Origin of the sequence: Pseudomonas sp. WS 5021 (assembly GCF_012985535.1) — a bacterium.
In the GTDB taxonomy this organism is placed as follows: Bacteria; Pseudomonadota; Gammaproteobacteria; order Pseudomonadales; family Pseudomonadaceae; genus Aquipseudomonas.
On sequence record NZ_JAAQWP010000001.1, the window covers coordinates 654,194 to 675,761 of the forward strand.

The window sequence follows — 21,568 nt, forward strand, 5'->3', positions numbered from 1 at the left end:
TCGACTAGTCTCTGATGCGCAATGCGCGCCATGAGCGTATGATTCGCGACCCTTTGGCGATGCGTTCGCCCAAGACCCCAGTTTCAATACCTTCAGGCCACGCCTGAATCGACACACCGGGAGGTGCTTAAGATGAAAGACCAAGACCAGAACGACAGCCAGGAAATCGGCCCAGCCGGCGAGAAACTGCAAAAAGTCCTCGCCCGTATCGGCGTTGGCTCGCGCCGCGACGTAGAAGCCTGGATCACCCAGAAGCGCATCAAGGTCAATGGCGTTGAAGCCACCCTGGGCCAGCGCGTCGATCTGCATGACGCAATCACCATTGATGGCAAGGTTATCAAGCGTGAAGAGGCCGCCGAATCGGTGCGCCGCGTGATCATGTACAACAAGCCCGACGGCGAGATCTGCACCCGTGACGACCCGGAAGGCCGTCCAACCGTGTTCGACAAGATGCCCAAGCCCAAAGAAGGCCGTTGGATCAACATCGGTCGCCTGGACATCAACACCACCGGCCTGCTGATGTTCACCACCGACGGTGAGCTGGCCAACCGCCTGATGCACCCGTCCTACGAGATGGACCGCGAATACGCGGTGCGTGTACGGGGTGAAGTCGATGACGAGATGATCGAACGCCTCAAGGCTGGCGTGGTGCTGGAAGACGGCCCGGCCAAGTTCACCGACATCAAGCAGGCGCCAGGTGGCGAAGGTTTCAACCACTGGTACCACTGCGTGGTGATGGAAGGGCGCAACCGTGAAGTACGGCGCCTGTGGGAATCCCAGGGCCTGGTGGTCAGCCGCCTGAAGCGCGTGCGTTTCGGCCCGGTGTTCCTCAATTCGGACCTGCCGATGGGGCGCTGGCGCGAAATGAGCCAGTACGAAGTCGACATTCTCAGTGCTGAAGTCGGCCTGACCCCTGTGGCCATGCCGCAGATGAACGCCAAGAGCAAAGACAAGCTGGAGCGCATGCAGCGTAAATCGTCGCGCCCTGTGGCACGTACCGAGCGCGTTGCCCGTACTTTGCGCCCGGCGCTGGATGCACCGGCCACTGGCGGTCGTATTTCCCGTCAGCCGCAAATCGAGGGCGATCGTCGTCCGTCGGCTCCGGCCCGTCAGGATGGCGAGCGTGCACCGCGTACTCCGCGTCCGGCCGGTCGTGGCGAGGCGCCAACGGGCGGTCGCAGCAACCGTGGCGATACCGGCCGTGGTGCTCCGCAGACCGATCGTCCAGCCGAAGGTGCCAAGCGCCCAGCCAAGCCCGCGCCGAAAAAGCGCCCAGGGCTCAAACTGGTAGCTGATGAGCCGTCGGGCAAGCGCCGCGGTGCGCCGGCAGGCTCCGGCCAGCGCCCGGGTTTTGGGCGTAAGAAGCCTTAAGTGCAGCAGCAAGTTTTAAGCTTCAAGCTGTAAGAAAAAGCGCCAACCTGCGGGTTGGCGTTTTTTTTGCACGCGGTGTGGCGAGCGGGCTTGCCCTAATGCCTGTCAGTCAAGCGCAGACCCCCTGTAGGAGCGGGCTTGCCCGCGAAAGCAGTGGGGGCAGTCAACATCAATGTTCACTGGGCCGACGTCTTCGCGAGCAAGCCCGCTCCCACACGTGATCTGTGGTGGTGCCAACATTCTCTGCCCCAGTGAGACCCCCTGTGGGAGCGAGCTTGCCCGCGAAAGCAGTGGGTCAGTCAACATCAGTGTTTGCTGGGCCGACGTCTTCGCGGCGATGCGGCGATCCGACAAGCCCGCTCCCACATTTGATCTTCACTGCGTTGAGCATTGCGTTCGCTTAACCGATCGGCATCAGGGCAAGCCCGCTCGCCACGTGGGAGTCGGTGGAGTGTCAGAAATAGCTTCCGGTCTGTAACGATTATTTTACGGGCTGGATGGGCCTAGGCGGGGCGTGCCCTCGATGGGCTTTTTCTGTAAAGAAAATCTTACGGCTGGCCAACAATCTCCCCCACAACCCTCCCTAACGGATCGAGCGGTGTACAATGCGCCGCGTTTTACTGTGACCCCCCTTGCGTATCCACGCAAAAGGCCTTCAAGGCTAGCTGCCTTGTTAACTCCGCCTGGCCATAAGCCGGACGGGTTCGATTTCGTCACAGATAAAAACAAACAGGTGACGCATGACCGTTAGAAAGACGCTGAACTCCTGGTGCCTGCGCTGGGGTTTGATTGGCGCTGCTTGAGTCGGTTTCAAAGCAGCATCGTGTATTGAACATCATCAAACCTTGCGTGAGACCCTTTTCATGAGTGGACCCAACTCGCATTCAGGCGAACTGAAGCGCGGCCTGAAAAATCGTCATATTCAATTGATCGCCCTCGGTGGCGCGATCGGTACCGGCCTCTTCCTGGGCTCGGCGGGGGTGCTGAAGTCAGCCGGTCCGTCGATGATCCTTGGTTATGCCATCTGCGGTTTCATTGCCTTTATGATCATGCGCCAGCTGGGCGAAATGATCGTCGAAGAGCCAGTGGCCGGCTCCTTCAGCCATTTTGCCCACAAGTATTGGGGCGGTTTCGCAGGCTTTCTGTCGGGCTGGAACTGCTGGATCCTCTACATTCTGGTGGGCATGTCCGAGCTGACCGCCGTCGGCAAGTACGTGCACTACTGGTGGCCGGAGATTCCGACCTGGGTCTCGGCGGCGGCGTTTTTCGTGCTGATCAATGTGATCAACCTGGCCAACGTCAAGGTGTTTGGCGAGGCCGAGTTCTGGTTTGCGATTATCAAGGTGGTGGCGATTGTCGGCATGATCGCCCTGGGCAGCTACCTGCTGGTCAGCGGTACCGGCGGGCCCCAGGCGTCGGTGAGCAACCTGTGGGAGCACGGCGGGTTCTTCCCCCATGGCGTTGGCGGCCTGGTGATGGCCATGGCGATCATCATGTTCTCGTTTGGCGGCCTGGAAATGCTCGGCTTTACCGCCGCGGAAGCGGACCAGCCACGCACCGTGATCCCCAAGGCGATCAATCAGGTGATCTACCGCATCCTGATCTTCTACATCGGCGCCCTGGTGGTGCTGTTGTCGCTGACGCCGTGGGACAGCCTGCTGGTGACCTTGAACGCTTCCGGCGATGCCTACAGCGGCAGCCCGTTCGTGCAGGTGTTCTCGATGCTGGGCAGCAATACTGCCGCGCATATCCTCAACTTTGTGGTACTGACGGCGGCGCTGTCGGTGTACAACAGCGGCACTTACTGCAACAGCCGCATGCTGCTGGGCATGGCCGAGCAGGGCGACGCCCCGGCGGCGCTGGCGAAAATCGACAAGCGCGGCGTGCCGGTGCGTTCGATCCTGGCCTCGGCGGCTGTCACCCTGGTGGCGGTGTTGATGAACTACTGGATCCCGCAGCACGCCCTGGAACTGCTGATGTCCCTGGTGGTGGCCACGTTGGTGATCAACTGGGCGATGATCAGCTTCTCGCACTTCAAGTTCCGCCAGCACATGGACCGCACCGCTCAGGTGCCTTTGTTCAAGGCGCTGTGGTACCCCTACGGTAACTATGTGTGCCTGGCGTTCGTGGTGTTTATCCTGGGAGTCATGCTGCTGATTCCGGGGATCCAGGTCTCGGTGTACGCGATTCCGGTCTGGGTGGCCTTTATGTGGGTGTGCTACGTGCTCAAGAACAAGCGCAAGGCGCTGGCCGACTTGAGTGCTGTATCCTCGCTGAACAACTAGCCCACCCTGTAGGAGCCGGCAAGCCGGCTCCTACAGGTGTCAACGGACCCGCTTTCCATGTTGGTGATCTCCAGTAACGTGCACCTGCCCGATGCCGAAATCGAGTTGACGGCCATCCGCGCCCAGGGCGCAGGCGGGCAGAACGTCAATAAGGTCTCCAGCGCCGTGCACTTGCGTTTTGATATCGGCGCGTCGTCGTTGCCGCCGTTCTACAAGGAACGCTTGCTGGCGCTGCGCGACAGCCGTATTACCAGCGACGGCGTGCTGATCCTCAAGGCCCAGCAGTACCGGACCCAGGAACAGAACCGCGCCGACGCCCTGGAACGCCTGGTGGAGTTGATCCTCAGCGCGACCAAGGTCGAGAAAAAACGCCGCCCGACCAAACCCACCCTGGGTTCGAAAAAGCGTCGCCTGGAATCCAAGACCAAGCGCGGCAGCATCAAGGCCGGGCGCGGCAAGGTAGATTTCTAGCCGGCGTTACGTTCGTCGCGGTATTTGGGGGCCTGGCGATACAGGTACAGGCTCAGCAGCAGCCCGGCGCAGGCCGCCAGCGCGGCAAACAAGAAGATCGAGGCAAAGCCGAAACCCGCCGCAATCGCCCCGGCCAGTGGCCCGGTGATCCCCAGTGACAAATCGATAAACAACGAATAGGCACCCACCGCCGCACCACGGCTGGAAGCGGGCACCAGGTTGACTGCTTCAACTCCCAGCGCCGGAAACACCAGGGAAAACCCGAAGCCGCTCAAGGCCGCGCCCGCCAGGGCCAGTTCGGCATTCGGCGCCAGCCACAACAGCAACAGGCCAAGGGTTTCCACCGACAGGCAGGCAATCGCCACGCGAAACCCGCCGATCCGGTTGATCAAGTTACCGAACAGCAAGCGCGCGCCGATAAAACTGGCGCCGAACAGGCTCAGGCACAGCACCGCGTTATCCCAGTTCTGGGTCGCGTAATACAGGGTGATAAACGTGGCGATGGTGCCAAAGCCGATGGAGCCCAGGGCCAGCCCGCAGCCGTGGGGCAGCACGCGGCCGAGCACATGCATGAACGGCAGGCGTTCGCCCACCACGATGGGCGCCGCGACTTTGGGCCAGGCCAGCAACAGGCCCAGTACTGCCAGGGCAATGATGCTTGCGCCCATGCTCCACAGCCCGAACTGGCGGACCAGCAGCACCCCCAAAGGTGCGCCAATCGCCAGGGCGCCGTAGCTGGCGATACCGTTCCAGGAGATGACCTTGGCGGTATTCGTCGCGCCGACCCGGCCGATGCCCCAGCCAATGGAGCCCGATCCCACCAGGCTTTCGGCACTGCCCAGCACCAGCCGGCCAATCAGCAGGCTGGCCAGGCTCAGGGCCGGCAGATGGGTCAGGGCGGCGGATGCCAGCATGAACACCCCACTCAAGCCGCAGCCGGCCAGGCCGTACATCACCGCGCGCTTGCTGCCGCGATTGTCGATGATACGCCCGGCGTAGGGCCGGCTCAGCAGGGTGGCCAGGTACTGCACGCTGATCACCAGGCCCGCGATCACGGCACCAAAGCCCAGGTCGCTATGGACATAGCCCGGCAATACGGCCAGGGGAATGCCGATGTTCAGGTAGCCGATAAAGGTGAACAGCACGATGGAAACGACTTGCAGCGTGACCGCCATGGGGCGCTGGGTATCTGGCATGGGAAGGGTCCACTGTCGCGGCAGGAAAAGATAGGCTGCTTATGATACCGATGCTTTGCGCTGCACAGGGCATAAAACCTTTGGCGGCTGCATGACTGCGATCGCCGGCAAGCGGCTCCTACAGGGGGGCGGGGTTGAGCATGCGCGTGGTGACCAGCGCGGCCAGGGCGTTTTCCTGGGTGCCGAAGCGCTTGAGCAGCAGCGCCTGCTTTTCCGGGCTGAGGCGGCTCCACACATCGACCATTTGCAGGGCGGCGCCGAGTATCGCTTCATCGGGGGAATGCTTGGGAGTGTCGGGCATGTGGCGTGTCTCTTGATTCAGGCGGTGTGGAAAGCGCGCAGTGTCACGCTTTCCACACGGTCTGGGTACTGCGGTCAGTCGTCGCTATCGCTGTCGACCGGTGTTGCCTGTGCCGGTACTGGCTTGTCGCTGCCGGCCTGTTGCGGGGTTGGCTGCTCGGTCTCGTGCAGGCTTGGGAAGGGGAGATTGGGAATCTCGTGCATCGTCGTCGCTCCTCGCAAGGTCTGTTGTGGAATTGCAGATGTGCCGCGCTTTTCACAAAGCCTGGGCAGGATACAGCACTGCAAATGACAAAAAGACTTTTATCTCGGCAAATCCACGAACCATTTGCGCCAACACGCAAGTGACAAGAGGTCACACGCTGGCCTGGCGCTCCATGGCGGCCTTGTAGATCGAAGTCTTGGGCTGGGCGAAGACCCGCGCCAGCATTGGTTCGAAAAAGCTCAGGGGCAGGGTGGCATAGGCCGGGTCGAACGCGGCCGCGTCATAGCGGGCACAGAACTCAATGGTTTGCTCGTACTGCGGGTGTTCGCCAAATTGCTCGCGCAGGTGGCGATCCATGCCCAGGTGATGAAAAAAGTAGTAGCCCTGGAAAATCCCGTGCTTTTCCACCATCCACAGGTTCTGTGGGCTGACGAACGGTTTGAGGATAGCGGCGGCAATGTCCGGGTGATTGTAGGAGCCCAGGGTATCGCCGATGTCGTGGAGCAGCGCGCAGACCACATATTCTTCGTCGCGGCCATCGACCCAGGCGCGGCTGGCGGTTTGCAGGGAATGGGTCAGGCGGTCCACCGGGAAGCCACCGAAGTCACCTTCCAGCAGCCGCAGGTGCGCGAGGATGCGCCCCGGCAATTGGCGGGCGTAGGCACTGAAGTCGGCGGCGATGATCGCCCAGTCTTCCTGGGTGCCGTCCTGCATATGGGTAAAGCGGGCCTGCTGGCTCATCGGCGGGTCTCTTATTGTTTGGGTAGGTTAGAACGGCACCTTGCCCAGGATCATGTCGCGATACATCACGAAATCTCCCAGCAGGCTGTAGAACGGATGCTGGAAAGTGGCCGGGCGGTTCTTTTCAAAGAAGAAGTGCCCGACCCAGGCAAAGCTGTAGCCGGCCACCGGCAGTACCCACAGCAGCCACCAGGCGCCTTTGCCGATGGCGAGCGCGAGAATAAAAATCACCAGGCTGGTACCGATAAAATGCAGGCGCCGGCAGGTGCTGTTGCCGTGTTCGCTCAGGTAATACGCATAGAACTCGGCGAAGCTATTGAATTGTCTGACATTTTCCACGTTGGCCGGCCCTCTGGTTTTTGTTGTGCCCGACGGATGTTCGGCGGGGAGTTTATTTGAGTCTAGAGTCATCACAGGCAAGGGCCAGTGACAATAGACGCCACTTTAGTATCCTTGGGTTCCTGGCTGCGGTTTCAGCCGTCCCTTCATAGAAAGCGTGCAAGAAAACGCCATGAACGAACGAACGACTTCTGCAAGTTGGGCGATGGGGATTGTCAAGGCGCTGGAGCTCGAGGGCCTGGATTGCCGCGCCCTGTTCAAACAGCTGGGCCTGGATTACCGCGCCCTGGACGACCCCGACGCGCGGTTCCCCCAGGACTCCATGACCCGGCTCTGGCAGCGGGCGGTGGAGGTGTCGGGCAATCCGGCCATCGGCCTGAACATGGGCAAGGTGGTGCGCCCGGCGTCGTTCCATGTGGCCGGTTACGCCTTGATGTCCAGCAGCACTCTGGCTGAAGGCTTTACCCGGTTGGTGCGCTACCAGCGGATCATTGCCGAAAGCGCCGACCTGAGTTTCCGTCTGTTGCCCGAAGGCTATGCCTTGATCCTCACGGTGCACGGCGACCACCTGCCGCCCACCCGGCAAAGCGCCGAGGCCTCGCTGGCCTGCGCGCTGGCGTTATGTGGCTGGCTGACCGGGCGCACGTTGCAGCCGCGCAAAGTGTTGGTGCAAGGCGCTCAGCCTGCCGACCTGGAACCCTATAGACAGGCCTTTCATGCACCGCTGGTGTTCAACGCACCGTATGACGCGCTGATCTTCGAGCGGGCGGACATGGAAGCGCCGCTGCCCACTGCCAATGAAGCGATGGCGCTGTTGCACGATCGGTTTGCCGGGGAATACCTGGCCAGGTTTTCCGAGAGCCGCGTGACCCACAAGGCCCGCCAGGTGCTATGCCGGCTGCTGCCCCAGGGTGAACCCAAGCGTGAGGTGGTGGCGCAGACCTTGCACCTGTCCCAGCGCACTTTGCAGCGGCGTTTGCAGGAGGAGGGCACCAGCTTCCAGACCCTGCTCGACGACACCCGCCGCGAGTTGGCCGAGCAGTACCTGGCGCAGCCGAGCATGACCCTGCTGGAAATCGCCTACCTGCTGGGGTTTGCCGACCCGAGTAACTTCTTCCGCGCGTTTCGCCGCTGGTTCGATGCCACGCCCGGCGAATACCGGGCGCGGCTACTGGAAACTTCAGCGAATGTCAGTGCCGCCAGAACGCTGGCATACACAGCACAAACACCGTAATGATTTCCAGCCGGCCGAGCAGCATGCCCAGGGACAGGATCCACTTGGCGGCGTCCGGCAGGGTCGCGAAGTTGCCGGCCGGGCCGATGGTCTCGCCCAGCCCCGGGCCCACGCCGGAGACGGTACTGGCGGCGCCGGTCAAGGCAGTCATCCAGTCCACGCCCAGCAGCGACAGGGCCAGGGCGATCATGCAGATGGTGATGGCAAAGAAGAACGAGAAGGTCAGGATCGACCGCACGATTTCTTCGTCCAGGCGGTGGCCGTTGTATTTCTGCTTGATCACCGCCCTTGGGTGAATCAGTTGGTTCAAGTTGGCCTTGAGCAGGATATAGGCGACCTGGAAGCGGAAAATCTTGATCCCGCCGGAGGTGGAGCCCGAGCAACCGCCGACAAAGCCCAGATAGAAGAACAGCATCAGTGAGAAATTGCCCCACAGGCTGTAGTCGCCGAGGGCAAAGCCGGTGGTGGTCACCACGGACGTGACGTTCAGCGCCACATGGCGCAGCGCATCCAGCCAGTGCAGGTCGGTGGTCCACCAGTACCAGGTGCCGAGCACGACCCAGGTCACCAGCAGCATCCCGAGCAGGCCCTGTACCTGCTGGTCCTTGATCAGCGCCTTGCGGTTGCCGCGCAAGGTGGCGACATACAAGGCAAACGGCAGGCTGCCCATGATCATCACGACGACCGCCACCCAATGCACGGCAGGTTGTTTCCAGTGCGCCAACGACTCGTCGGACGTCGAGAAACCGCCCGTGGAAATGGCTGACATCGCATGGTTGATCGCGTCGAACAGGCCCATGCCGGCCCACCAGAAGCCGAGGCTGCCGAGGATGGTGATACCGACATAGGCCGCCACGATCAGCCGCGCCACCATATGCGAGCGCGGCATGACCTTCTCGGAGCGGTCCGAGGATTCAGTCTGGAACAGGCGCATGCCACCGATGCGCAGCAGCGGCAGGATCGCCACCGCCATGCCGATAAAGCCGATGCCGCCAAGCCAGTGCAGCATCGAGCGCCACATCAGAATGCCCGGCGACATGGTGTCCAGGCCACTGAGCACGGTGGCGCCAGTGGCGGTGATGCCGGACATGCTTTCAAAGAACGAGTCGGTGTAGCTGATGTGCTGGGTCAGTAAAAACGGCAGTGCGGCAAAGATACACACCACCACCCAACTGCTGACGGTCAGCAGGTACATGTCCCGGGGGCGCAGTTGCACCTGTTCCGGGCGCCCGGGGATCACCAGCGCCAGGCCGGCGATAAAGGTGATCATGCTTGCCCAGAGAAAGGACGGCAGGTCGCTGGTGCGGTCGAAAAACACCAGGGTCGCCATGGGCACGACCATGGCGACCGCGAGGGTAATCAGGAAGATGCCGATGATGAAACCAATGATCCGCAGGGTCGGCATTGCCATGAATTGCGCTCGGGTGACGGTTGGAGGCGCCATTCTACCTGCGGTGCAGGGCTTGTAAACCGGGGGCTGCAAAGGGCGGCGGATCTGATGTAGGACTTGGCTTAACAGGGGCGCTGGCTTGTGTGGGAGCTGGCTTGCCTGCGATAGCGGTGGGTCAGTCACCGCCATCGCAGGCAAGCCAGCTCCTACAGGGAAGAGGGCGACTGCAAACGATGAATACAAAAAAGGCGACCCGAAGGCCGCCTCATTCAAACCGCGCGGATCAGAACTCGTGATCAGCGTTGTCCGGGTTCAGGTCGCCGATGCCCAGTTTGCCAGCAGCTTGCTCGATAGAGCCGGTCTGCTTGACCAGGGCCGCGATGGCGTCGCGCACGATCTGGTTGCCCGCGGTGTTGCCGGCGGCGATCAACTGGTCGTAGTGCTCACCCTTGTTGGCGTGGTCGACAATGACCTGGATCTTCGCTTCGGTAGCCGCCAGGTCAGCCTTGAGGGCTTCATCGGCAGCCGGGTCGACCTTGGCCACCAGGGACGACAGGCTGGCGCCGGTCAGCTTGGTGCCGTCGGTGCGGGTGTACTCGCCCAGGTAGACGTTGCGGATGCCCTTGGCGTCGTAGAAGTGCGAGTAGTGCGTGTTGTCGCTGAAGCAGTCGTGCTCGTCTTCCGGCGAGTTGGCTTCCAGGGACACTTTCATGCGCTCGCCCGCCAGTTCACCCAGAGACAGGCTGCCCATGCCGAACAGCATCTTGCGCAGGCCGTCGGTGCCAGGCTCTGCTTCCAGGGTGGCGCGGTAGTTGTCTTCGACGTTGGGTTTCCAGTTGCCGACCATTTCTTCAAGGTCGCTGACCAGCAGTTGAGTCACGGCGCGCAGGTAAGTGCGGCGACGCTCGTTATGCCCACCGGTGGCGCCGTCGCCTTGCAGGTAGTCCGACGCTGGACGGTTGCCGGCGCCAGGGCCGGTGCCGTTCAGGTCCTGGCCCCAGAGCAGGAATTCGATGGCGTGGTAGCCAGTGGCGACGTTGGCTTCGGAACCGCCCAGCTCATTGAGGCTGGCAAGTTTCTCCGCAGTGATTTCCTTGACGTCGATCTTGTCTTCGCCGACCTGGATCTCGGTGTTGGCGATGATGTTGGCGGTGGCGCCTGGGTTGCCGAGAGCGTGTTCGTAGGATTTGTCGACATAGTCGATCAGGCCTTCGTCCAGCGGCCAGGCGTTCACCTGGCCTTCCCAATCGTCAATGATGGTGTTGCCGAAGCGGAACACTTCGCTCTGCAGGTACGGGACGCGCGCGGCGATCCAGGCGGTACGGGCGGCCTTCAGGGTTTCGTCGTTGGGGTTGGCAAGGAAGGTGTCGATGGCGGTCTGCAGGGTTTTAGCAGTGGACTCGGAGTCGCTGTATACCGCGAATACGATGTCTGCGTAGTGCGCGACGACCGCCTTGGCGGCAGCCTCGTCAACCTGGCCGGCGGTAGCGGCAGCCGTTGGAGCGGGAGTGCTGGCAGCTGGCGTTGGCGCCTGGGGAGCGGCGGCCTTGTCTTTACCCTCGCCGCAGCCGGCGAGAGAAATGGCGATGGCCAGCAGACTGGCGGTGGCCAGGGGCATACGAATCATGGCGAACATCCTGCTTCGGTAGTTGATCGGGGCGCAGTGCGGCGCGCAAAACTGCGACATAATGCGAAAGATTTGCATTTTCTGTAAAGAGTTAACGCAGTAAAAATTTAACATTCCAGCGCCAGCCGCCCAAGGCCGTGCCTTGGGTGGCCATCATGGCTTTACAGGATGGCAGCGTTATTGCGCTCGGCCTGTTTGAGATAGGCCGCCAACTCACGGGCGGGCAGGGGCTTGCTGTAGTGATAGCCCTGACCTTCGTGGCAGCCTTCGCTGATGATGTAGGCTTCCTGCTCGGGCGTCTCCACGCCTTCGGCAATGACTTGCATGCCCAGGCTTTTGCCCAGCTGGATGATTGCCCGCACGATGGTGGCATCGTCGTCGTCATCCAGCAGGTCCTGGACAAAGCTCTTGTCGATTTTGATTTTGTCCAGCGGCAGGCTTTTCAGGTAGCTCAGTGACGAGTAGCCGGTGCCGAAGTCGTCGATGGCAATCAGCGCGCCGGAGCGGCGCAGGCTCAGCAAGTGCTGGGCGGCGGTGCTGATGTCTTCCATCAGGCCGGTCTCGGTCACTTCCAGCTCCAGGCTGCGCGGCGGCAGGCGGTAGATCTGCAACAGGTTGTTGACCACCCGTGGCAGTTCGGCGTGGTGCAGTTGCACCGTGGACAGGTTGACCGCCATGCGCAGCTCGCTGAAGCCCAGGTCATGCCACTCGCGCAATTGCCGGCAGGCCTGGTCCAGCACCCATTCGCCAATGGGGATGATGGTGCCGTTCTGTTCCGCCAGCGGGATAAACAGGTCCGGTGGCACCAGCCCGTGTTCCGGGTGTTGCCAACGAATCAGCGCCTCGACCCCGACCACACGATGGTCGACATAGCTGATCTGCGGTTGGTACACCAGGTGAAACTGGTCGCGGCCCAGGGCTTCACGCAGGTCTTTTTCCAGTTCGCGGCGGCGGCGCATCTCGCTGTCGACACTGGCGATATAGAACTGGTAGCGGTTGCGCGAGCGGCTCTTGGCCAGGGTCATGGTCTGCTCGGCTTTTTGCAGCAGCTTCTCGGTGCTGTCGCCGTCTTCGGGAAACAAGGTGATACCGATAGTGGCGCGCAGGCGGATCTGTTCGTGGTCCAGGGCGAACTCGGCTTCCAGGTCATCGAGAATGCTTTGTGCCAGCTCGGCGGCTTCGTAGGGTTGCTCGATATCGGCCTGGACCAGGGCGAACTGGTCGCCACCCAGGCGGGCGAGGGCGCCGAGGCGACCACTGTGGGCGCGCAGGCGGTCGGCCAGGGCCAGCAGCAATTGGTCGCCGGCCTGGTAGGTGTACTGCTCGTTGACACTTTTGAAGTCATCCAGCCCCACGCACAATACCGCGACCCGGCGTTGCCGGCGGCCGGCGTCGATCAGGATCTTGTCCAGTTGCTCCTGCAGCTTCTGGCGGTTGGGCAGGCCCGTGAGGAAGTCGTACTGGGCCATGCGCAGCAGGCTGTTTTCTGCTTCGTGGCGCAGGTGGGTGTTGCGTTCGATGGACGCCAGCAACTGGTTGGCGGTATTGATCCACAGCCCCAGTTCGTTTTTTTCGTGGCCCTTGAGCTGGGGGATCTTGTGCTCGCTGGGGCGGTCGGGGTTGATCGAACTGAGGTGGCTGATGATCCGCGACAGGGGCTTGGTCAGCAGCCAGTGATAGACCAGATACAACACCAGACCCATGGCCAGGGCGCGCAGCACCCCGGAGATAAAGATGATCACCGAATTGACGATGAAGCCCTGGCCATAGGTGGCCGTGTCGAGGGTGATGCTCAGGTCGCCGTAATATTCGCTATAGGGCCCGCGCCCCACCAATGGGGTGGTGAAGGTGCGCTCCTGGCCAAGAATCACATCCGTCAGCCAGCGGCTGGGGGAGTGCTGCAAATCCCGGCTCTTTTCGGCGAGCATGGGCTCGTTGGGATGGCCAATGGAGGCCATGCGCACTGCATCATCCTGAAACAGGCCTTCGATGACCTGCATGCCCATCTCACGATCCAGGCTGTAGACGGCCTGGGTCGAGGGGTCGCGAAACATGTCGAGGATGCGCTGGGCATCGCCGGCCACGGCCTGGCGCGTCTTGTAGGCATCAAAGACGATCTGCGCCACGCTCAGTGCTACGCCCACAATCAGTGCCGACAAGAGCACCACCCGGAGCAACTTCACCGACAAGCTGTTTTTGAGTTCCAGCTTCAAAGGGTCATTCCTTGTTCCATGCGGGTAGCCTCAATATGCCATGAGTATTGGCAATCCCGAGATGGCAGTCAAAGGGACAATGCGCTGGGTAGCCTCTGGAGCCTAGTCGATGAAGGGCAGGAAGGCGGCGGGCGGATCTTGTCCGCCGCCCTTTTGCACTGCTGGTGGGAGCGCAGGCGTGTGCTTTTTTACCTGCACCGAGAGCTGCTCGGTAGCTTTACCGTTTAGTAAGTAATGCTCACATTGGTTTTTACATGGACATCTTCGGCGACTTTTCCGGAATCCTTCTCCTCGTTTTCACCTGATCCGCCCTTCAACATTTTCGCCGCCGTTTCCGCCATCGCTCCCACGAGTTGCCCAATCCCCGGCAAGGCTGCCGAGGCTGCGCCCATCATCCCGCTTATTAATCCACCCATAGCTGACACTCCTTAGATAGATGAGGAAGTTATTTCTCCCACGGGCTCTGTGGTCGATTCCTGTCGTTGGGTTCCGCTGCTGGAGTGCCATGATTTTCAACCGGGCACAAAAAAGCCCGGCAATCGCCGGGCTCTTTTTTACTGCAAGGATTGCTTAGGCAGTGAAGGTCTTGCCTTCGAACTGCTCAGCCACGAACTTCCAGTTGACCAGGTTCCAGAACGCTTCCACATACTTTGGACGCACGTTGCGGTAGTCGATGTAGTAGGCGTGTTCCCAGACGTCGCAGGTCAGCAGCGGGGTGTCGCCGCTGGTCAGCGGGTTGCCGGCGCCGATGGTGCTGGCCAGGGCCAGGGAACCGTCAGCCTTTTTCACCAGCCAGCCCCAACCGGAACCGAAGGTGCCGACGGAAGTCTTGGTGAACTCTTCCTTGAACTTGTCGAACGAACCGAAAGCGGCGTTAATCGCTTCAGCCAATGCGCCAGTCGGTTGACCGCCGGCGTTTGGCGCCAGGCAGTTCCAGTAGAAGGTGTGGTTCCAGACTTGGGCTGCGTTGTTGAAGATGCCACCCGAAGAGGACTTGACGATCTCTTCCAGGGTCTTGCCTTCGAACTCGGTGCCAGGCACCAGGTTGTTCAGGTTCACGACATAGGTGTTGTGGTGCTTGTCGTGGTGAAACTCCAGGGTTTCCTTGGAGATGTGCGGCTGCAGGGCATCGTGTGCGTACGGCAGCGGCGGCAATTCGAAAGCCATGATAATTCTCCTAATCAGGTCAGTTGCGGTGAGCGCAAGGCCGATCACGGGCGGCCAAACAAGCGCCGGGGAGTTTGTACTCTTTGCGGCGCAGGGTCTGGATCATAGCACCGGGGGTGCGGCAAAACCACGCAACAACTGTGTGGAATATAGGTTCCAGAGCGTTTTGGAATATTCCTCAGGCACTGATCAATTGATAGGCCACGCTGAACATCATCACCGCCACCAATAGGTCCAGCAGGCGCCAGGTCGCCGGGCGCGCCAGCCACGGGGCCAGCCATGCGGCGCCGAGGGCGAGGGCGGAAAACCACAGCAACGAAGCGCTGGCGGCGCCTGCGACATAAGCGCCCGGCTCGGTTTGCTGGGCGCCGAGGGAGCCGATCAGCAAAACGGTGTCCAGGTACACATGGGGGTTGAGCAGGGTCACGGCCAGGGCGCTGAGCATCACCGCGCGCAATGAGCGCACCTTCTGCCCTTCGCCTTGGCCCAGGCTCTGCCGCGAACAGGCGCGGCGCAAGGCCAGGGCGCCGTACCACAGCAGGAACGCCGCCCCGCCCCAACGGGCAATCGCCAGCAGCACAGGGTTATGTGCCAGCACCGTCGCCAGGCCAAATACCCCGGCGGCCACCAGCAGCGCATCACACACCACGCACAAGGCCGCAACCGGCAGGTGGTGTTCGCGACGCAGGCTCTGGGCCAGCACAAATGCGTTTTGCGTACCGATCGCCATGATCAGCCCGAGGGCTACCAGCAGGCCGTTAACATAACTCTGCCACATAGGATTTACTCCGCGCCCGCCGCCAGTTGTTGCAACACATCCATTGCCCGCTGCGCATCGCTGCGCCCGACAAACAGGTGATCGTGGTAATAGCCGGCGACCACATTGCAACTGATCCCGGCACGTCCCAGGGCGCTGGCGAAGGCGGCGGTCAGGCCCACGGCTTCCAGGGCCGAGTGCACGTTCAAGGTGATCCACGCCGCTACATACTCAAAGGCCAGGCCGGCCTGTTCGGCTTGTTGGCGCTCGACAATCACCGTCAAGCCTTCCTGTTCGCGAAAGCTGCCGATCACTTCGCAGGCGGGCAGGCGGTTATCGGCCAGGGTGCAGAACACGTAGTCGCCGGCATTGAGCTGTGGGCTCATGCTGCGCAGCAGGGTTGCCAGGGCGGTTTCGCCAGCCATTGGGAGATCCTTGAAAGAAAGTAAAGACGCGATGCTGGTCATTCTCCGGTGTGGCGCTGTATAAGAAAAACCAATATTGCTCATCGCTCATTAGGAAAACTGATGTTCGACTATAAATTGCTGTCGGCCCTCGCGGCCGTGGTGGAACAGGCCGGTTTCGAGCGCGGTGCCCAGGTACTCGGGGTGTCGCAATCGGCCATCTCCCAGCGCATCAAATTGCTCGAAGCGCGCATCGGCCAGCCGGTACTGGTGCGCGCGACGCCGCCAACCCCCACGGAAATCGGCCGGCGCCTGCTCAACCATGTGCAGCAGGTGCGCCTGCTGGAGCGCGACCTGCAAAGCCAGGTGCCAGCCCTGGATGAAGAGGGCATGCCTGAACGCCTGCGGATTGCCATCAACGCCGACAGCCTGGCGACGTGGTGGGCGCAGGCGGTGGGCGACTTTTGCGCCGAGCAACATTTGTTGCTGGACCTGGTGGTTGAAGACCAGACCGTCGGCCTCAAGCGCATGCGCGCCGGCGAAGTGGCGGCCTGCGTCTGCGCCAGCGAGCGCCCGGTGGCCGGGGCCCGCAGCCTGTTGCTGGGGGCCATGCGCTATCGTGCGTTGGCCAGTCCGGCGTTTATCTCCCGGCACTTTCCAGGCGGCGTGCGCGCCGATCAGTTGGCGCGTACGCCGGCGCTGGTGTTTGGCCCGGATGATTTCCTACAACATCGCTACCTCGCATCCCTAGGTGTGGATGGAGGTTTCGAACACCATTTATGCCCGTCGTCCGAAGGTTTTATCCGCCTGACCGAAGCCGGCCTGGGCTGGGGGCTGGTGCCGGAATTGCAGGTGCGCGAGCAATTGCAAAGGGGCGTACTGGTGGAGTTATTGCCAGATAAACCCATCGATGTGCCGTTGTACTGGCATCATTGGCGCAGTGGTGGGCAATTGCTCGGCTTGTTGACCGAGCATCTGGCGCGGGCAACTGGCCAATTGCTGGTGCCGTTGGAGTGACTGTCGGCGTCAACGCAACTGCGATGAAAAATGAAAGAACACGGGGTAACACATGAAAATTCTGGTCACCGGCGCAAGCGGCTTCATTGGCGGGCGCTTTGCGCGTTTTGCCCTGGAGCAGGGCCTGGACGTGCGGGTCAACGGGCGGCGGGCCGAGGGTGTCGAGCACCTGGTACGGCGCGGCGCCGAGTTTATCCAGGGTGATCTGAATGATCCGGACCTGGTACGCAACCTGTGCCGCGACGTCGAGGCCGTGGTGCATTGCGCCGGCGCCGTGGGGTTGTGGGGGCGTTACCAGGATTTCCATCAGGGCAATGTGCAGGTCACCGAAAACGTGGTCGAGGCCTGCCTCAAGCAACGGGTCGGGCGCCTGGTGCACCTGTCGTCGCCGTCGATCTATTTCGATGGCCGCGATCACCTGGGCCTGACCGAGGAGCAAGTGCCCAAGCGCTTCAAGCACCCGTATGCGGCTACCAAGTACCTGGCCGAGCAGAAAGTCTTCGGCGCCCAGGAGTTCGGCCTGGAAGTGTTGGCCCTGCGCCCGCGCTTTGTGACCGGTGCTGGTGATATGAGCATCTTCCCGCGCCTGTTGAAAATGCAGCGCAAGAACCGCCTGGCCATCGTCGGCGACGGCCTGAACAAGGTCGACTTCACCAGCGTGCACAACCTCAACGAGGCGCTGCTCAGCAGCCTGCTGGCCACCGGATCGGCGCTGGGCAAAGCCTATAACATCAGCAATGGCACGCCGGTGCCGGTGTGGGACGTGGTCAACTACGTGATGCGCCAGATGGAAATGCCCCAGGTCACGCGTTACCGTTCCTACGGTTTGTCCTACAGCATTGCGGCGCTCAATGAAGCCTGCTGCGCGATGTGGCCGGGGCGCCCGGAACCGTCGCTGTCACGCCTGGGGATGCAGGTGATGAACAAGGATTTCACCCTCGATATCAGCCGCGCACAGCACTATCTCGACTATCAGCCCAAGGTCAGCCTGTGGACGGCCCTCGATGAGTTTTGCCATTGGTGGAAGGTCCAGGATCCGGGCACCAAGTAGCCTGGGCAACACCGCGAAGCGTTTTTTCGCTGGCCGTTCGACCAAGGCGATGGGCCTGGGGTTTATACTCCCGCCGTTTTTATGTAGTTATTTCAAGGTTGATTCATGCGTAACGATACTAAAGACGACTTTGACAACGTGCCGAGCCTGCGGGCCGACGTTGGCGACGACGATGATTTTGTGCCCACAGCGGCCACCGCCATCCGCTCGCGCCCGGCGCCGGTGGTCAAGGTCAAGAGCGCCAGCACCGGGCCGTTGTGGGCCCTGGTCGGCGCGCTGCTGTTCGCCTTTGCCGGCCTGGCCTGGTGGAGTTTCCAGCAGATTTCCCTGATGGGGCAGCAACTGGTAGCGACCCAGGAAAGCTTCGCGCGCATCAGTGAAGAAGCTGCCGGCCGCTTGCAGGACATTTCCGGCAAGGTGGTGGCCAGCGAGGCCAACGTCAATACCGGCAGTGAAGCACTCAAGCTGCAGATCAAGCAGTTGGAAAGCCAATTGCTGGAACAGGGCAAACAACAGTTGGGCGTGGCGGGCCAGGCCACCGACCTGGACAAGCGCCTGGCGCAGATGAGTGCCAGCACCACCGAACTGACCACCGCCAATACCCAGTTGCAGGCCCAGGTCCTGGGTCTGGTCACTGAGTTGACCACCCTCAAGGCCGCCCAGGCCGAAACCGCCAAGTTGAATGCCGAAGTCAAGGAACTGGGCACGGAGGTGGCAGCCTTGAAGAAGCAGGGCAATCCGGCCACGGCCATTGCGCGCCTGGAGCAGGACCTGCTGGTGATCAAGAGCGAGCTGGACAACCGCGCCGCCACCGAAGGGCCGTCGAACAAAGAGTTCGACGTGTTCCGTATCCAGACCACCCGCAACATCACGACCTTGCAGACCCAGATGCAGAACCTGCAGCGTGAAGTGAGCGCGCCGGCCAAGGTCACGCCCCTGGGCCAGTGACACCATTGTTATTGTTGGAGCCGGCTTGCCGGCTCCTGCCAATGTCACCATTCGGTGACATTTTCTCGCCCTTTCGTTACCTGCCCCTTCCTGACCCTTGTTTAGACTGCGGTTATCCCACAAAAACAAAAAGGGCCACCCATGACCATGCAACCACTGCCTGCCAGCAGTTGGCTGAACGCACCTGCCCATCACGCCTGGCTTGCCGCCGAAGGCCAGCGTCTGCTGGGCTTTGCCAAGGCCTCGCGGCTGCCTGAAGGCTTCGGCAACCTCGACGACCACGGTCACCTGCCCGCCGATGCCTGCGCCGAAACCATGAACACCGCCCGCATGACCCACAGCTTCGCCATGGCCCACGCCCAAGGGCTGCCGGGCTATGCCGAGCTGGTGGCGCACGGTGTGGCCAGCCTCGGCGGCGCGTTGCGGGATGCCGAGCATGGCGGCTGGTTTGCTGTTGCCGGCGCGCGTGACGGCAATACGGGCAAGGCCGCCTACCTGCATGCCTTTGTCGCCCTGGCCGCCAGTTCCGCAGTGGTCGCGGGTGCCCCAGGGGCGCAAGCCTTGCTGACGGATGCTATCCAGATCATCGACCAGCATTTCTGGAGTGACGAGGAGGGCGCAATGCTCGAGTCCTTCGCCCAGGACTGGAGCGGCGAAGAAGCCTATCGTGGCGCCAACAGTAATATGCACGCCACCGAAGCCTTTCTTGCCCTGGCCGATGTCACCGGCGATACGTGCTGGCTGGGGCGGGCGCTGCGCATCGTCGAACGAGTGATCCGTCAGCACGCCGGCGCCAATGAGTTTATGGTGATCGAGCACTTCGACCGCCATTGGCAACCTCTGCACAGCTACAACCAAGACAACCCGGCCGATGGCTTTCGACCCTACGGCATCACCCCCGGCCATGGCTTTGAATGGGCGCGCCTGGTGTTGCATCTGGAGGCCGCCCGCCAGCAGGCGGGGCTGGTCACGCCCGAGTGGTTGCTGGAAGCCGCCAGGGGCTTGTTCGCCAGCGCCTGTGAATACGGCTGGGCGGTGGATGGGGCCCCGGGCCTGGTCTACACCCTGGACTGGCACTACCGCCCGGTGGTGCGTGAGCGCCTGCATTGGACCCACGCCGAAGCCAGCGCGGCGGCCCAGGCCCTGCTCAAGCGCACCGGCGAGTGGCATTACGAGGTCTGGTACCGGCGGTTCTGGGAGTTCTGTGAAACCCACCTGATCGACCGGGTCCAGGGCAGTTGGCACCACGAACTCGACCCGCAAAACCTGCCCGCCAGCAAGATCTGGGGCGGCAAGCCGGACCTGTACCATGCCTGGCAGGCCGTATTGCTGCCGGGCCTGGCGTTATCGCCAAGCATGGCCAGTGCGCTGGGGGCCGGTTGCTATGTCACCAAGTGGTGACATTTGCCCGTCCCTTTGTTACGTGCCTGGCAAAAATCCCTGTTTAGAATCCTATGCAGCGCAAGCTCCAGACTTGCATGCATAACAACAAGAAAAAGGTACTCAGATGAACGCGATTAATCGCCTCGCCGTTGCTATTTCCATTGCCTCGTTGTTTCCCCTCAGTGCATTTGCCGCCGACTCGAAAGGGACGGTTGAAGTTGTGCATTGGTGGACCTCGGGCGGTGAGAAGGCGGCGGTGGATGTCCTGAAGGCCCAAGTTGAGAAAGACGGTTTTACCTGGAAAGACGGGGCCGTTGCAGGTGGCGGTGGCGCCACTGCCATGACCGTGCTGAAAAGCCGCGCGGTCGCCGGCAACCCGCCAGGCGTGGCCCAGATCAAGGGCCCCGACATCCAGGAATGGGCGTCCACCGGGCTGCTCGACACCGACGTCCTGAAGGACGTGGCCAAGGCCGAGAAGTGGGACGATCTGCTCGACAAGAAAGTCTCCGACACGGTGAAGTACGAAGGTGATTACGTCGCCGTGCCGGTGAATATCCACCGCGTCAACTGGCTGTGGATCAACCCGGAAGTCTTCAAGAAAGCCGGCATCAGCAAAAACCCTACGACCCTCGAAGAATTCTACGCCGCCGGCGACAAGCTCAAGGCCGCAGGCTTCATCCCGCTCGCCCATGGTGGCCAGCCTTGGCAGGACAGCACGGTATTTGAAGCCGTAGTGCTCTCGGTCATGGGCGTGGATGGCTACAAGAAAGCCCTGGTCGACCTCGACAACGCGACCCTGACCGGCCCCGACATGGTCAAGGCGCTGACTGAACTGAAAAAAGTCGCCACCTATATGGATGCCGACGGCAAGGGCCAGGACTGGAACCTGGAAGCCGCCAAAGTCATCAATGGCAAGGCCGGCATGCAGATCATGGGTGACTGGGCCAAGAGCGAATGGACCGCTGCCAAGAAAGTCGCCGGCAAGGACTACGAGTGCGTAGCCTTCCCGGGCACCGACAAGGCCTTCACCTACAACATCGACTCCCTGGCGGTGTTCAAGCAGAAAGATGCCGGCACCTCGGCCGGTCAGCAGGACATCGCCAAGGTGGTGCTGGGCGAGAATTTCCAGAAGGTCTTCAGCATCAACAAAGGCTCGATCCCGGTGCGCAACGACATGCTTGGCGATATGGCCAAGTACGGCTTCGACAGCTGCGCCCAGACGGCGGCCAAGGACTTCCTGGTGGATGCCAAGTCCGGTGGCTTGCAGCCGAGCATGGCGCACAACATGGCGACCACGCTGGCGGTGCAGGGTGCGTTCTTTGATGTGGTGACCAACTTCATCAACGACCCGAAAGCCGACCCGGCCGACACCGCCAAGAAACTTGGCGCAGCGGTCAAGTCTGCCAAGTAACCCCTAGGGGGAATCGGTTTCAGTGTGGGAGCGGGCTTGCCCGCGATGCAGGCGCCTC

The 21,568-nt window shown here is 61.7% G+C and carries 21 protein-coding genes; 9 read left to right on the forward strand and 12 right to left on the reverse strand.

The window, feature by feature from the left end; all coding sequences use genetic code 11:
- The first annotated feature begins 132 nt into the window (after positions 1-132).
- The 3 genes from rluB to arfB all read left to right on the forward strand — a co-directional run bounded on the left by rluB (position 133) and on the right by arfB (position 4,127).
- Positions 133-1,371 carry a 23S rRNA pseudouridine(2605) synthase RluB gene (gene rluB, locus HBO19_RS02980; protein WP_057960500.1) on the forward strand — a complete coding sequence of 413 codons (1,239 nt, stop codon included), beginning with the start codon at positions 133-135 and terminating at the stop codon, positions 1,369-1,371.
- 863 nt (positions 1,372-2,234) lie between these two features.
- A complete protein-coding gene (locus HBO19_RS02985; protein ID WP_170041911.1) occupies positions 2,235-3,656 on the forward strand; it encodes an amino acid permease in 1,422 nt (473 codons plus the stop codon).
- Between the two features lie 57 nt (positions 3,657-3,713).
- Entirely contained in the window at positions 3,714-4,127 is a 414-nt protein-coding gene (gene arfB / locus HBO19_RS02990; protein WP_057439984.1) for an alternative ribosome rescue aminoacyl-tRNA hydrolase ArfB, read from the forward strand.
- Here arfB and HBO19_RS02995 read toward each other — a convergent pair.
- From HBO19_RS02995 to HBO19_RS03010, 5 genes are all read right to left on the reverse strand, one after another.
- A complete protein-coding gene (locus HBO19_RS02995) occupies positions 4,124-5,323 on the reverse strand; it encodes an MFS transporter (protein WP_169955368.1) in 1,200 nt (399 codons plus the stop codon). The two genes, arfB and HBO19_RS02995, sit on opposite strands and share 4 nt — an antisense overlap.
- 118 nt (positions 5,324-5,441) lie before the next feature.
- Positions 5,442-5,624, reverse strand: coding sequence for a hypothetical protein (locus HBO19_RS03000; RefSeq protein ID WP_169955367.1), 183 nt, complete (start codon positions 5,622-5,624; stop codon positions 5,442-5,444).
- 74 nt (positions 5,625-5,698) lie between these two features.
- Positions 5,699-5,827 carry a hypothetical protein gene (locus tag HBO19_RS28405; protein WP_262376940.1) on the reverse strand — a complete coding sequence of 43 codons (129 nt, stop codon included), beginning with the start codon at positions 5,825-5,827 and terminating at the stop codon, positions 5,699-5,701.
- Between the two features lie 151 nt (positions 5,828-5,978).
- On the reverse strand, positions 5,979-6,569 hold the full coding sequence (locus tag HBO19_RS03005) for a phosphohydrolase (RefSeq protein ID WP_170041912.1): 591 nt from the start codon (positions 6,567-6,569) through the stop codon (positions 5,979-5,981).
- Positions 6,570-6,596: 27 nt separating this feature from the next.
- Positions 6,597-6,908 (reverse strand): DUF962 domain-containing protein, encoded by a 312-nt coding sequence (locus HBO19_RS03010; protein WP_169955365.1) that lies wholly within the window; start codon positions 6,906-6,908, stop codon positions 6,597-6,599.
- Between the two features lie 172 nt (positions 6,909-7,080).
- On the opposite strand from HBO19_RS03010, the gene HBO19_RS03015 reads away from it, so the two are divergent.
- The gene (locus HBO19_RS03015) at positions 7,081-8,142 is read left to right on the forward strand and encodes an AraC family transcriptional regulator (RefSeq protein WP_169955364.1); all 1,062 of its coding nucleotides are present in this window, start codon (positions 7,081-7,083) and stop codon (positions 8,140-8,142) included.
- Here HBO19_RS03015 and HBO19_RS03020 read toward each other — a convergent pair.
- From HBO19_RS03020 to HBO19_RS03050, 7 genes are all read right to left on the reverse strand, one after another.
- Positions 8,099-9,553, reverse strand: a complete 1,455-nt coding sequence (locus HBO19_RS03020; protein WP_170056867.1) for a TrkH family potassium uptake protein — start codon at positions 9,551-9,553, stop codon at positions 8,099-8,101. The genes HBO19_RS03015 and HBO19_RS03020 overlap by 44 nt on opposite strands.
- 262 nt (positions 9,554-9,815) lie before the next feature.
- Entirely contained in the window at positions 9,816-11,159 is a 1,344-nt protein-coding gene (locus HBO19_RS03025) for an imelysin family protein (protein ID WP_169955362.1), read from the reverse strand.
- A 161-nt stretch (positions 11,160-11,320) separates the two neighbouring features.
- Positions 11,321-13,372: a bifunctional diguanylate cyclase/phosphodiesterase gene (locus HBO19_RS03030; RefSeq protein ID WP_169955361.1), complete on the reverse strand. Its 2,052-nt coding sequence runs from the start codon at positions 13,370-13,372 to the stop codon at positions 11,321-11,323.
- 224 nt (positions 13,373-13,596) lie between these two features.
- Complete coding sequence (locus tag HBO19_RS03035; protein WP_169955360.1) at positions 13,597-13,788, reverse strand: hypothetical protein; 192 nt, start codon at positions 13,786-13,788, stop codon at positions 13,597-13,599.
- A gap of 154 nt (positions 13,789-13,942) precedes the next feature.
- A complete protein-coding gene (locus HBO19_RS03040; protein ID WP_017125974.1) occupies positions 13,943-14,539 on the reverse strand; it encodes a Fe-Mn family superoxide dismutase in 597 nt (198 codons plus the stop codon).
- Positions 14,540-14,717: 178 nt separating this feature from the next.
- Positions 14,718-15,317, reverse strand: a complete 600-nt coding sequence (locus HBO19_RS03045; RefSeq protein WP_169955359.1) for a LysE/ArgO family amino acid transporter — start codon at positions 15,315-15,317, stop codon at positions 14,718-14,720.
- A 5-nt stretch (positions 15,318-15,322) separates the two neighbouring features.
- Positions 15,323-15,721 (reverse strand): ACT domain-containing protein, encoded by a 399-nt coding sequence (locus HBO19_RS03050; protein ID WP_170056868.1) that lies wholly within the window; start codon positions 15,719-15,721, stop codon positions 15,323-15,325.
- 102 nt (positions 15,722-15,823) lie between these two features.
- On the opposite strand from HBO19_RS03050, the gene HBO19_RS03055 reads away from it, so the two are divergent.
- The 5 genes from HBO19_RS03055 (at position 15,824) to HBO19_RS03075 (ending at position 21,510) form a co-directional block, all read left to right on the forward strand.
- Entirely contained in the window at positions 15,824-16,717 is an 894-nt protein-coding gene (locus HBO19_RS03055; protein WP_170041915.1) for a LysR family transcriptional regulator ArgP, read from the forward strand.
- A 52-nt stretch (positions 16,718-16,769) separates the two neighbouring features.
- Positions 16,770-17,768 carry an NAD-dependent epimerase/dehydratase family protein gene (locus tag HBO19_RS03060; protein ID WP_169955356.1) on the forward strand — a complete coding sequence of 333 codons (999 nt, stop codon included), beginning with the start codon at positions 16,770-16,772 and terminating at the stop codon, positions 17,766-17,768.
- Positions 17,769-17,873: 105 nt separating this feature from the next.
- Positions 17,874-18,716, forward strand: coding sequence for an ATPase (locus HBO19_RS03065; protein WP_169955355.1), 843 nt, complete (start codon positions 17,874-17,876; stop codon positions 18,714-18,716).
- Positions 18,717-18,857: 141 nt separating this feature from the next.
- A complete protein-coding gene (locus HBO19_RS03070) occupies positions 18,858-20,117 on the forward strand; it encodes an AGE family epimerase/isomerase (protein ID WP_170056869.1) in 1,260 nt (419 codons plus the stop codon).
- 106 nt (positions 20,118-20,223) lie between these two features.
- Positions 20,224-21,510 (forward strand): ABC transporter substrate-binding protein, encoded by a 1,287-nt coding sequence (locus tag HBO19_RS03075; RefSeq protein WP_169955353.1) that lies wholly within the window; start codon positions 20,224-20,226, stop codon positions 21,508-21,510.
- The last annotated feature ends 58 nt before the right edge of the window (positions 21,511-21,568 follow it).

Bases quoted from the DNA above. Each gene is read 5' to 3' on its own strand.
- rluB (WP_057960500.1), top strand. From the start codon at position 133: ATGAAAGACCAAGACCAGAACGACAGCCAGGAAATCGGCCCAGCCGGC.
- HBO19_RS02985 (WP_170041911.1), top strand. From the start codon at position 2,235: ATGAGTGGACCCAACTCGCATTCAGGCGAACTGAAGCGCGGCCTGAAA.
- arfB (WP_057439984.1), top strand. From the start codon at position 3,714: ATGTTGGTGATCTCCAGTAACGTGCACCTGCCCGATGCCGAAATCGAG.
- HBO19_RS02995 (WP_169955368.1), bottom strand. From the start codon at position 5,323: ATGCCAGATACCCAGCGCCCCATGGCGGTCACGCTGCAAGTCGTTTCC.
- HBO19_RS03000 (WP_169955367.1), bottom strand. From the start codon at position 5,624: ATGCCCGACACTCCCAAGCATTCCCCCGATGAAGCGATACTCGGCGCC.
- HBO19_RS28405 (WP_262376940.1), bottom strand. From the start codon at position 5,827: ATGCACGAGATTCCCAATCTCCCCTTCCCAAGCCTGCACGAGACCGAG.
- HBO19_RS03005 (WP_170041912.1), bottom strand. From the start codon at position 6,569: ATGAGCCAGCAGGCCCGCTTTACCCATATGCAGGACGGCACCCAGGAA.
- HBO19_RS03015 (WP_169955364.1), top strand. From the start codon at position 7,081: ATGAACGAACGAACGACTTCTGCAAGTTGGGCGATGGGGATTGTCAAG.
- HBO19_RS03020 (WP_170056867.1), bottom strand. From the start codon at position 9,553: ATGGCAATGCCGACCCTGCGGATCATTGGTTTCATCATCGGCATCTTC.
- HBO19_RS03025 (WP_169955362.1), bottom strand. From the start codon at position 11,159: ATGATTCGTATGCCCCTGGCCACCGCCAGTCTGCTGGCCATCGCCATT.
- HBO19_RS03035 (WP_169955360.1), bottom strand. From the start codon at position 13,788: ATGGGTGGATTAATAAGCGGGATGATGGGCGCAGCCTCGGCAGCCTTG.
- HBO19_RS03040 (WP_017125974.1), bottom strand. From the start codon at position 14,539: ATGGCTTTCGAATTGCCGCCGCTGCCGTACGCACACGATGCCCTGCAG.
- HBO19_RS03045 (WP_169955359.1), bottom strand. From the start codon at position 15,317: ATGTGGCAGAGTTATGTTAACGGCCTGCTGGTAGCCCTCGGGCTGATC.
- HBO19_RS03050 (WP_170056868.1), bottom strand. From the start codon at position 15,721: ATGGCTGGCGAAACCGCCCTGGCAACCCTGCTGCGCAGCATGAGCCCA.
- HBO19_RS03055 (WP_170041915.1), top strand. From the start codon at position 15,824: ATGTTCGACTATAAATTGCTGTCGGCCCTCGCGGCCGTGGTGGAACAG.
- HBO19_RS03060 (WP_169955356.1), top strand. From the start codon at position 16,770: ATGAAAATTCTGGTCACCGGCGCAAGCGGCTTCATTGGCGGGCGCTTT.
- HBO19_RS03065 (WP_169955355.1), top strand. From the start codon at position 17,874: ATGCGTAACGATACTAAAGACGACTTTGACAACGTGCCGAGCCTGCGG.
- HBO19_RS03070 (WP_170056869.1), top strand. From the start codon at position 18,858: ATGACCATGCAACCACTGCCTGCCAGCAGTTGGCTGAACGCACCTGCC.
- HBO19_RS03075 (WP_169955353.1), top strand. From the start codon at position 20,224: ATGAACGCGATTAATCGCCTCGCCGTTGCTATTTCCATTGCCTCGTTG.